The sequence below is a fragment of the Acinetobacter sp. CIP 64.2 genome (genome assembly GCF_000369645.1).
Classification (GTDB): Bacteria; Pseudomonadota; Gammaproteobacteria; order Pseudomonadales; family Moraxellaceae; genus Acinetobacter.
Genome location: NZ_KB850121.1, coordinates 734,519 through 745,531, shown reverse-complemented (window position 1 = coordinate 745,531; position 11,013 = coordinate 734,519). Strand labels below are relative to the sequence as shown.

Sequence of the window (11,013 nt, the reverse complement as noted above, 5' to 3'; positions counted from 1 at the left end):
TAAACAAAAGCTTATCATGTGGATAAGTGTGTTTATAACCTTGTGGACAAGCGTGTGGGTAAGTTTGAGGATAACTCTGTGGACAAGCTAAATGGTCAACAACCAGAGCAAATAACCTGGTTGAATATGTGGAGCAACTACCTCACACAAGCCCCATTTTCTCAGTCTGCTCAAACAGTTAGCGCTGCACAAATATTACAGCAACTGATTGAAGCCAGTTTGCAAGGGGATAGTTGTATTGCGCTTGATCCGACACAGCTGGAAGCCTTGGGTGATTTAGCCGTTTCTAGCGAAATCGCAACGACGCAAGTCGCCCCATGTGTCTATGATCAGCAGGGCTTGGCATTATACCGATATTGGCATCTAGAGCAACGCCTCGCACAGCAGATTTGTCGATTAAAGCGACAAACGATTCAACAGATCAATACATCAGATTTTCAGGATTTACTCAGTGATCCACATCAGCAAGCTGCGCTTAAAATGGTATTACAGCAATGGTTCAGCCTGATTACTGGGGGGCCGGGGACAGGGAAAACCTATACCTTGGCCCGTATTATTGCGGCGTTGAACCAGATTATTCCAGATATTCGTATTGCCATGGCTGCACCCACAGGGAAAGCGGCACAACGGATGCAAGAAGCCTTACAAAACTCATTCAATGATCCAAAACTGTTGCAATCAGGTCTGATCACGGACGAGTTGCGTCATCAAAATACTCAGACCTTGCATCGACTGTTGGGGATGGGCAATCGGCAGATTCCGCGCTTTAATCAAAAGCAACCTTTACCCTATGATGTCGTTGTCGTTGATGAAGCCTCAATGCTGGATCTCAGTCTGGCGACGGCATTATTTGAAGCGATTCCTGAAGGATGCCGGATCATTTTGTTGGGGGATGCCAATCAATTGGCTTCAGTTGATGTCGGATCGGTTTTAGCTGATTTACAGCAAGTCCCCGCTTTGACTGAAAACAGAGTACAGTTGCAGACCAGCCGTCGTTTTGCAGGTGATGCCAAAATTGGTCAATTGGCACGTTTTATTCAGGCACAACAGGATGCAACTGAACCTGATTCAGTGCTTTCGAAACTAGAACATGAGATTGTCAACGCCGCACCTTTAGGCGCAATTCACTTAAATCCAGAGATGCCAGATCTGATTCAGCTGGAATATTTAGCCGAGTCGCAGCAGATCGAGATGGAACCCTATCAGCAAAAACTGATGTATGGTTTCCAAGGCTATGTGGCTGCCTTAAAACATTATCTACAGGCCGATGAGCCTGAAGATCAGATTCAACCAGTTATACATGCTTTCGATGATTATCGAATCTTGACGGCAGTGCGACATGGTCAATTGGGTCTGGAACAACTTAATCGTTTTGCTGAGCAGTGGCTAAATCAGCAGTTGAAGCAAATCGCAGTCGGGGATTGGTATGTTGGCCGCCCCGTGATGATGACCTATAACGACTATCAACTGGGGATTTCCAATGGGGATATTGGGATCTGTTTTAAACATCGCACTCAGCCACAGCAATTCGAAGTGTTTTTCCCGAGCTTGAACAAGTGGATCGCCGCTCACCGGCTACCACGAAGCATGCAAACTGCTTTTGTGTTAACCATCCATAAATCACAAGGTTCTGAATTTACCCATACTGCAATCGTATTGGATGCACATGCAGAAAAATTATTGAGTCAGGAGTTAATTTACACTGCAGTAACCCGAGCCAAGAAAGTTGTGAGTATTTTGGCGGATCGGGGGGCATTACATCAGGCACTGACCATTCGGACAGTGCGCCGAAGTGGTTTAGTGCAAAAGATCAATTTGAGCAGATTGTGAACTTAAGCTTCAGAATTCACTCTTTTGTAAGTAAAAGCTTACAAAGATTCGAGATATTGTCGCTAGAGCAGGCACACGGTTTTTGAGATTATGTACACACAAAGAGCCTAGCATGGAAAGCTAGGTAAATCGCAAAAATATAACAATAACGTCGTATGACAGCGAACTTACAGTGAAGTAAGTGATAAGAGAGGAAACTTACAGCCGCTAAGCCTTGTAGTTTTGGGAGAGACTACAGGGCTTTTTTATTTTTACATCAAAATTCACTATAGAAATCAGTGTAATCCATATATTTAATCCACCCTGCTTGCTCATAGCTGAAAATTTACACCTTTAAAAATATGCATGACCTGGCTTAGTTCAAGCTGTCAAATAAAAGCAAGAAATATAAATCGGCTTGTCTGACAATTTTTTGTTATTATTAAGTTAAATGTTATACAGACTTGTACGTTTTTTCTTACACAGAGATAAGAAAAATGCTATTTTTCTCCACAATTGATTCTGACAGAATAGTCGGTATAGAGAAAGCGAACATGAAGTAAAAAGAATAAAGAAAAGGATGGGTAATTTACATTCAGAGGGTTTGAATGATGAAGAAAAAAGAGAATAAAAAATAAAAATGACAAAACGATAACAATAAACCCTAAGCGCAAAAGCCCAAGTTTACTTGGGCTTTTTTATGTCTGCTGAATGACGGAAATTAAACTAAATCTGCTTCGGTACGGTCTGTGGCAAACAACGAGCGGCGTTGATTTTTGGCAATCTTCGGGCAGTTGGCTGAAATTTGATACAGCGTTCTGGCTAAAGCAGGGAGGTGGGTGCCAACAACGGATTTTCCAGTAGTTAATAAAGATACACTGATATCGCGTTCTGGATCAGCCCAACAGAGAATATTGGAAAAGCCGATATGGCCAAAGGCTTGCCCAGTCATTGGGCCAAATAAACCGACTGGATTACTGCCCAGCATTGGACCTAATGCATAACGCATCGGTGCCAATAAGGTTCGATCCAGACTGACACCCGAGGTCGGTAGGGTGGATCTAAAAACGGTTTGGGCGCTCATAATCTGCTGGTCTTTATAGGCACCGCCACTAAGCAGCATTTCAAAGAAACGCCCAACCTGTTCGGCACTGGTATAAATATTTCCAGCAGGGCAAATGGTGTCCATAAAGCGACGATCATTGGTGACATCGACTGCGAGTTGTAGGCCACCACCCAGCACATGATTGAGATAATGGTCTGTCCCCAAGCTTGGATGAATTCCTGTGGCATAGTTCAGCGCAACATCAGCGCGATATTCAGGTTTTAAACCATAGTTGAAATAGTCTAATCCCATTGGCTTCTCAACGTGCTCAGCTAAAAACTCACGCACACTTTGGCCTGTCACCCGTTGCACAATCTCACCCAGAATATAACCCGCCGTGACGGCATGATAAGCAAGATGGGTGCCTGATGGAGACACAGGCTTTGCAGCATAGAGTAGTTTTAATATCTCTGCTTGATTAAATAAAAGCTCAGGCGTGACTTCAGTGTCGATACGCGGAATACCGCCACGATGGGAGAGCAAATGAAAAATGGTGGCCCGACGTTTACCATTGACCCCATATTCAGGAATGTAATAGCTAATCGGATCAAGCAGGTTCAAAGCACCTCGTTCATCCAGCATATGGATCAACATCGCTGTGACCATCTTGGAAGCTGAAAACAGACAGACGGGTGTATCGGGGGTGCCAATCTTGGCATCCGTTGCTAGACCCTCAGCTGAATTGCCTTGTGCATACCCAATGCTACGATTGAGAAGAATTTGTCCCTGACGACGTAAACATAAGGTAATGAGTGGGTAGTTTCCTGTTTTATATAGGCTTTCAACACTGTTCCATATTTTTTCAATCTGCTTTTCAGTCATTCCCCCGAATTCAGCCGAGACTTCATCTTTGCTGCGAATCACTTGACTCAGATCATGCGGTACATAACAGGTATTGGTTGATAAAATTTTCACGATTCCCTCGCAATATTTTCGTTTTCTTTCTTCTCTGTCATAAATTGAAAACAGAATCAGGCTAGTGTGCCTATTTTGTGTAACGCTGTCAGCTGCCGAATTGCCCGCGCATCGAAAACAATTTTGCAATATAGCGATAGATCACTTAAAATAACCGCCTTGCTGTAGTGATGCACGGCAGTCGGTTGGTTCCCAACTGATCAATATCATTTATTTTTGTAAGCATCTCGGAGAAATCGAATGGCTTTAACTAACACTGATCGCGCAGAGATCATCGCTAAATTTGCTCGTGCTGAAAACGACACTGGTTCACCTGAAGTACAAGTTGCTTTATTGACTGCACAAATCAATGATTTGCAAGGTCACTTTAAAGAACACAAACATGACCATCACAGCCGTCGTGGTTTGATCCGTATGGTTAACCAACGTCGTAAATTACTTGACTACTTAAACGGTAAAGATCACGGTCGTTATGTTGCTTTGATCGGCGCATTAGGTTTACGTCGTTAATTCGATTTTACTTTGTTTTCGCTATTTCGCATGTTGTTATGCTTTATTGCTGAAAAGAGAGTTTCATCTAATTTATCTTAGATGACTTTAGAAGGGGCGCTTGTTCGCTCCTTCTTTGTGTTTAAATTTATTTAAAAATTTTGATCTAGTGCGATGGCTTCTAAGCTTTGTCATTTATCTACACAGTAGTGGTAGTCTGAATGCCAAACCTTAGGGGTCTCACTAGAATAAAACTAGGAAAATATAATACATGTCAATGTTTAATATCGTTCGTAAAGAATTTCAATTTGGTCAACACCAAGTTGTTTTAGAAACGGGTCGTGTTGCACGCCAAGCAAATACAGTTTTAGTTACCATGGGTGGCGTGACTGTTCTCGTTGCTGTTGTGGCTCAGCCTAAAGCAAAAGCGGGTCAGGATTTCTTCCCGTTAACTGTAAACTATCAAGAAAAACAATATGCTGCTGGTCGTATCCCAGGGGGTTACGGTAAGCGTGAAGGTCGTGCCTCTGAAGCTGAAACGTTGATTTCACGCTTGATTGACCGTCCAATTCGTCCATTGTTCCCAGAAGGCTATTTCAACGAAATCCAGGTAACCGCAACGGTTGTTTCTTCTGACAAAACCATGGATGCCGATATTGCTGCAATGTTGGGTACATCTGCTGCATTGTCAATTGCAGGTACGCCATTCCGTGGTCCAATCGGCGGCGCGCGTGTTGGTTTGATCAACGGCGAATACGTTCTTAACCCGAACTTTGAACAACTTGCACAATCTGATCTTGACCTTGTGGTTGCAGGGACTGAATCAGCTGTATTGATGGTTGAATCTGAAGCGAAAGAGCTTTCAGAAGACCAAATGCTCGGTGCTGTGCTTTTCGGTCATGACGAAATGCAAATTGCAATTCAAGCGATCAAAGAATTTGCTGCGGCTGCGGGCGCGGTTGAATCGACTTGGGTTGCACCAAGCAAAAACGAAGCATTGCTTGAGCAATTAAAAACGGCTTTCGAAGCGAAAATCTCTGAAGCATATACCATTGCGGTGAAACAAGACCGTTATGCAGCACTTGATGCTTTGTATGTAGAAGCAGTAGCGCAGTTCGTTCCTGAAAATGACGAAACCGGTATTGCGGATGAAGTGAACGAATTATTTGAAGACCTGAAATACCGTACTGTACGTGACAACATCTTGTCAGGTAAGCCGCGTATTGATGGCCGTGATACCAAAACTGTTCGTGGTATCGACGTACAAGTGGGTGTATTAGACCGTGCACACGGTTCTGCGCTATTCACCCGTGGTGAAACTCAGGCCTTAGTAACAACGACTTTGGGTAATACCCGTGATGCGTTGATGGTGGATACGCTTGCGGGTACCAAAACTGACAACTTCATGTTGCACTATAACTTCCCTGCATACTCTGTGGGTGAAACAGGCCGTGAATCTGGCCCTAAACGTCGTGAAATTGGTCACGGTCGTTTGGCACGTCGTGGTGTTCAGGCGGTTCTTCCAGCTGCTGACCGCTTCCCGTATGTGATTCGTATCGTATCTGATATTACTGAATCTAACGGTTCATCGTCTATGGCGTCTGTATGTGGTGCTTCACTATCACTGATGGATGCAGGTGTGCCATTGAAAGCACCAGTTGCGGGTATCGCAATGGGCTTGGTAAAAGAAGGCGAGCGTTTCGCAGTGCTTTCTGACATCTTGGGTGATGAAGATCATCTTGGTGATATGGACTTTAAAGTCGCGGGTTCTGCCAACGGTATTACTGCACTTCAAATGGACATCAAGATCGAAGGAATTACTGAAGAGATTATGGAAGTTGCATTAAACCAAGCATTTGCTGGTCGTATGCACATCCTGAATGAAATGAACAAAGTCATTTCACGTGCGCGTTCAGAAATCAATGCACATGCACCAACCTTTGAAGTGATCAACATCAACCCTGACAAAATCCGTGACGTGATTGGTAAGGGTGGTGCAACTATCCGTGCGATTACTGAAGAAACCAAAGCTGCGATTGATATCGAAGACAATGGTACAGTACGTGTGTTTGGTGAAACTAAAGCTGCTGCGAAAGCTGCGATTGCAAAAATCCAGGCACTCACTGCAGAAGTTGAACCAGGTACCATCTATGTGGGTAAAGTGATTCGTATCGTTGAATTTGGTGCGTTCGTGAATATCTTGCCGGGTACTGATGGTTTACTTCACATTTCGCAAATCTCAAATGAGCGTATTGCCAATGTGACTGACGTATTGAAAGAAGGTCAGGATGTTAAAGTACAAGTTGCCGATGTTGATAACCGTGGTCGTATCAAGTTGACAATGAAAGATATCGAGCAAGCTTAAGGCGAGTAAGCTTTTAGCTTTAAAAAAGCGCATTGTGTAAACAATGCGCTTTTTTTATTAACCCAATGATTACTCGAAATATAATTTTTAAGTATTTGGTTTATAAATTGTAGAAATTATGAACATAAATGTCTTTTATATTAGACATTAGTCTAAGCTGCCAATTGTCTGTGCTGCAATTAACGTAGAATTCCCCAAATTTCCGTGCCTGCCTGCGTTTATGTGGTTTTAGATAGACAGTCGGAAGTCTATTTTTTCTCCCAATATGAAGGAATATTGCACATGCTTGTCGATCATGTCGCCACAGGTCAAGATGACCAACAACCTCCAAAGAAACCAAAGTTTTATCAAATTCTCTATGTCCAAGTGATCTTCGCCATTGTCGCGGGGATCTTGTTGGGTCATTTTTTTCCTGAATTCGGTGAAAGCTTAAAGCCGCTTGGCGAAGCCTTCATTAAAATGGTGAAAATGATCATTGCCCCTGTGATTTTCCTGACGGTTGTGACCGGGATTGCGGGGATGAAAAATATTGGCAGCGTTGGACGAGTCACCGGGAAGGCAATGATTTACTTCCTGACTTTCTCGACCTTGGCTTTGATTGTCGGTCTGATTGTCGGGAATGTGATTGAGCCTGGGCATGGATTAAATATTGATCCAAGTACCTTGCACAGCACCAAAGTAGACGAATATGCCGCCAAAGCTCATGAGTCAACCATTACCGGCTTCTTGATGAATATCATTCCAGATACGTTGGTCAGTCCATTTGTATCAGGTCAGATTCTTCAAGTGCTTTTTGTGGCTGTGTTATTTGGTTTGGCTTTGGCAAAATCAGGTGATTTAGGTCGTCCAGTCACTGATTTCCTACAGCAGCTCACCACGCCAGTATTTACCTTGGTTGGAATGCTGATGAAGTTTGCGCCGATCGGTGCATTCGGTGCGATGGCTTTTACCATTGGTGCTTATGGGATCAGTTCAATTGGTAATTTGATGTTATTGATTGCGACCTTCTATATTACCGCTTTACTGTTTGTTATTGTGATTTTGGGTGCTGTTGCGCGTTATAACGGCTTCTCGATTATTGACCTGATTCGTTATATTAAGGACGAACTCTGGTTGGTGCTTGGGACAAGTTCATCAGAAGCAGCATTACCGTCATTGATGGCGAAAATGGAAAAGGCTGGCTGTGAAAAGTCAGTGGTGGGTCTGGTGATTCCAACAGGTTATTCATTTAACCTCGATGGGACGAATATTTATATGACCTTGGCAGCTTTGTTTATTGCTCAGGCCTGTAATATTGAATTGACACTGACACAGCAGATCACGATTTTATTGGTTGCGATGCTGAGTTCTAAGGGCGCGGCGGGGATTACTGGCGCAGGCTTTATTACCTTGGCAGCAACCCTTTCGGTTGTTCCTGCAATTCCAGTCGCAGGTATGGCATTGATCCTTGGTATTGACCGTTTCATGTCAGAATGCCGTGCATTAACCAATTTGGTGGGGAATGCTTGTGCCACAATCGTGGTGGCAAAATGGGATAATGCCTTGGATAAAGAGCAACTTGATCAAGCCCTTAAATATGGTGTGGTTGAGAAAACAGAAATGTAATCTTGCTGAGATGAGAAAAAGCCTCTATGCCTTGCATGTGAGGCTTTTTTATTGGATGTCGTTTCAGTCCTGTAATAGCCGTAGCTTTTTATCTGGCTTCGTGGCAGCATTTCTCTTGCCATTCTAATTTCTATTGTCCTATGCAACTTTATTATTTTTATCGTCATAACAGTGAAAATACGATTTTTATCAGTGCGGAACAACAAACAGAACATACGCTTGAATTTTTATGGGTGGATAGTCTTAGACAAGATCTTGTGAATCATACCGAGGCTTGGCAGAAAAATATTTATGAGCATACAGGACTGGTACTGAATGAATTTCATTTGCGGGACTTACTCAATATTGAACACCCTTGTGCATTTGATACAGTGGAGGAATATGACCTGTTGGTGTTCCGCAAACTGATTAGCCCAGATGACCAGATTTTGGCAAATGAGAATGCTTCAGAAAGCCATGAAAGTGTGTTTGGATTGGCCACGACACCGATGAGTTTTATTTTGACACCCAACATACTGGTGAGTGTCCGTGAGCAGGGCAATAAAGCGGTAGAAAGTTATATTCAACGTATCCAGACCATTATGGGTCGTCCGATCATTGAACAAAATAAACCGCGTAAATTAGCGGGCACATCTGCTGATTTATGTCTGCGCCTACTGAATAGCATGATTGATGGTTATCTGAATTTGCGTACGCCTTTGACACGTCGTGTTGAATATTGGCAGCAGCAGTTATTACAGGGTAATCGCCGTTTTAAACAATGGCATCAATTGTTCCATGAAGATATGGCCTTTCAACAAATCGAAAACTTATGCGAAGAACAGATTGAGACCTTGCAGGAGTTTAGAGATGAACTGGTCGATAATTATCATCATGTGGTGGGTGAGCATAAGCACAAGGCACAAGATATTCTGTTGGTGCGTTTGAATGACCTGATGAGCCATGTTGAGCGGGTACAGAAGCATACCTTGCGGTTAAGGAGCGCGATTCAGTCGGCCATCGATTTACACTTTTCTGCGATTGCCAACCAAACCAATGAAAACATGCGTATCTTGGCCATTATCACGGCTGTATTTGCGCCTTTAACGTTGCTGACTGGGGTCTATGGAATGAACTTTGAGTTTATTCCCGGATTGAAATCCCCTGTGGGCTTCTGGATTATGCTGGGTGTGATGCTGATGAGTACCGTGTTATTACTGTACTATTTTTATCAGCAGCATTTGGTGGGACGTGGTGAGCGCAGTGTGATTGATTTGCTGGCTCAGCAACATCGGCAGCGTAATTTTAATTTGTTGTGGTTCCTTGATTATGAACCGATTAAGCAAACGCTGAAAGAAGTCGAGAAAATGACCAAGCTGAAATAGTTCGAACTTGGTCATTTGTATCATAGCTTAATGAAAATGTTTAAGCTGTTTGCGCAGTTGTTGCACTTCATCAATTAAATCCAGCATCACTGCTACGGCAGACAGACTGGCATCAAAGTCGCGTTGCAGGCGGTAGGCCCGTCTGGCGCGACTGACATCTTCGCCAATGAACTGATAGTTCTGGGGTTCAACAGAGATCTGCAAAATATCATAATCAATCAGTTTTAACACCCAATCGGTACTTTGACCACATGCTTCGGCGAAGTGCTCAAGATCGAGTGCCAATTGTTCATCAATGATTTCAACTTGGCTGTGACCGTCATATTGAATTTCTTTGTATTGAATAGTTGTCATGATCTTACTCCTTATGAGGCACGAGGTTTGAATGCAGCAAAGGCATCGGCAAATTGTTGATAAGCCTGCTGCTCTTGTTCACTGTGCGCTGGCGGTAAAACAATATTAATAATCAGATATAAGTGTCCTGCCGTTTTATTTGGAATCCCTTTATCTTTTAAACGCAGTTGTTGTCCATTTTTGGCATTTTTGGGTAAGTTGACCTTGAGCTGTCCAGCAGGGGTATTTAGCTCAATGCTTTGACCCAAGCCTGCTTCCCAAGGGCTAACGTCAATGGTTTGATAAACATCAGCGCCTTCAACGCGAATGCGGTCGCTGTCTTTATATTGAATCTCGATGTATAAGTCGCCATTTTCACCACCGTTGATACCACTTTGACCTTGGCCATTGAGGCGGATTTGCTGGCCTTCTTTCATACCTTTTGGAATTTTAACCTCTAAAGTTTTACGTTGGACTTCAGGCTCACCATACACATTATAGGTTGGAATTTGCAGTGTAATCTGTTGAGTTGAACCGTGATAGGCAATATCTATGTCGACCTGAATACTGGCATGCTGATCTTCACCACGATAGCTGCGTTGCTGGCGTTGAGAGCGCTGTTGTCCGCCACCAAAGCCTGATCCAAAGCGACCAAATAGGTCCTCAAAGCCACTAAAATCAGCTCCTTCACCTGAACTTTGCCGATAGAACTGAGAACCATCAAAGCCACTTTGATTGCCTTGTCCAAAATGAGAAAACCCTTGTGGATGATCCAGCATTTGATCGTATTCGGTTTTTTTGCTGCTATCACTTAAAGTGTCATAAGCAACATTGATCGCCTGCATTTTGGCTTCAGCATCTGCTTCTTTACTAATGTCAGGATGATATTTACGTGCCAATTTTCGGTAGGCTTTTTTGATTTCATCTGCTGAGGCATCTCTGGAAACACCGAGCTCTTCATAATAATTTTTTGCCATGATCTTAAATATAATAATGAGATGTTTGTTTCATTATGAAACGAATCCAAG

8 protein-coding genes are annotated in these 11,013 nt (G+C 43.2%); 5 read left to right on the top strand and 3 right to left on the bottom strand.

Annotation, left to right across the window (positions count from 1 at the left end; all coding sequences use genetic code 11):
- Nucleotides 1-78 precede the first annotated feature (78 nt).
- On the top strand, nt 79-1,830 hold the full coding sequence (gene recD, locus F895_RS12845) for an exodeoxyribonuclease V subunit alpha (RefSeq protein ID WP_010589779.1): 1,752 nt from the start codon (nt 79-81) through the stop codon (nt 1,828-1,830).
- Between the two features lie 700 nt (nt 1,831-2,530).
- Here the strand turns inward: recD and F895_RS12850 are convergent.
- Nucleotides 2,531-3,829, bottom strand: a complete 1,299-nt coding sequence (locus F895_RS12850) for an EstA family serine hydrolase (RefSeq protein ID WP_005240030.1) — start codon at nt 3,827-3,829, stop codon at nt 2,531-2,533.
- A 240-nt stretch (nt 3,830-4,069) separates the two neighbouring features.
- Between F895_RS12850 and rpsO the strand changes: the two genes are divergently transcribed.
- From rpsO to F895_RS12870, 4 genes are all read left to right on the top strand, one after another.
- On the top strand, nt 4,070-4,339 hold the full coding sequence (gene rpsO, locus F895_RS12855; RefSeq protein ID WP_004656162.1) for a 30S ribosomal protein S15: 270 nt from the start codon (nt 4,070-4,072) through the stop codon (nt 4,337-4,339).
- Nucleotides 4,340-4,595: 256 nt separating this feature from the next.
- Nucleotides 4,596-6,683 (top strand): polyribonucleotide nucleotidyltransferase, encoded by a 2,088-nt coding sequence (gene pnp / locus F895_RS12860; protein ID WP_171057831.1) that lies wholly within the window; start codon nt 4,596-4,598, stop codon nt 6,681-6,683.
- A gap of 282 nt (nt 6,684-6,965) precedes the next feature.
- Entirely contained in the window at nt 6,966-8,288 is a 1,323-nt protein-coding gene (locus tag F895_RS12865) for a dicarboxylate/amino acid:cation symporter (RefSeq protein WP_005240027.1), read from the top strand.
- Nucleotides 8,289-8,428: 140 nt separating this feature from the next.
- Entirely contained in the window at nt 8,429-9,652 is a 1,224-nt protein-coding gene (locus tag F895_RS12870; protein ID WP_005240025.1) for a magnesium transporter CorA family protein, read from the top strand.
- Between the two features lie 27 nt (nt 9,653-9,679).
- Here the strand turns inward: F895_RS12870 and F895_RS12875 are convergent, their stop codons facing one another.
- Both F895_RS12875 and F895_RS12880 read right to left on the bottom strand, forming a co-directional pair.
- Complete coding sequence (locus F895_RS12875; protein WP_005240023.1) at nt 9,680-10,006, bottom strand: chaperone modulator CbpM; 327 nt, start codon at nt 10,004-10,006, stop codon at nt 9,680-9,682.
- 11 nt (nt 10,007-10,017) lie between these two features.
- Nucleotides 10,018-10,962, bottom strand: a complete 945-nt coding sequence (locus F895_RS12880) for a DnaJ C-terminal domain-containing protein (RefSeq protein WP_005240021.1) — start codon at nt 10,960-10,962, stop codon at nt 10,018-10,020.
- Between the last annotated feature and the right edge of the window lie 51 nt (nt 10,963-11,013).

What these genes read in the sequence shown, in the direction of transcription:
- rpsO (WP_004656162.1), top strand. Translation starts at nt 4,070, where the DNA reads ATGGCTTTAACTAACACTGATCGCGCAGAGATCATCGCTAAATTTGCT.
- F895_RS12870 (WP_005240025.1), top strand. Translation starts at nt 8,429, where the DNA reads ATGCAACTTTATTATTTTTATCGTCATAACAGTGAAAATACGATTTTT.
- F895_RS12875 (WP_005240023.1), bottom strand. Translation starts at nt 10,006, where the DNA reads ATGACAACTATTCAATACAAAGAAATTCAATATGACGGTCACAGCCAA.
- F895_RS12880 (WP_005240021.1), bottom strand. Translation starts at nt 10,962, where the DNA reads ATGGCAAAAAATTATTATGAAGAGCTCGGTGTTTCCAGAGATGCCTCA.
- pnp (WP_171057831.1), top strand. Translation starts at nt 4,596, where the DNA reads ATGTTTAATATCGTTCGTAAAGAATTTCAATTTGGTCAACACCAAGTT.
- F895_RS12865 (WP_005240027.1), top strand. Translation starts at nt 6,966, where the DNA reads ATGCTTGTCGATCATGTCGCCACAGGTCAAGATGACCAACAACCTCCA.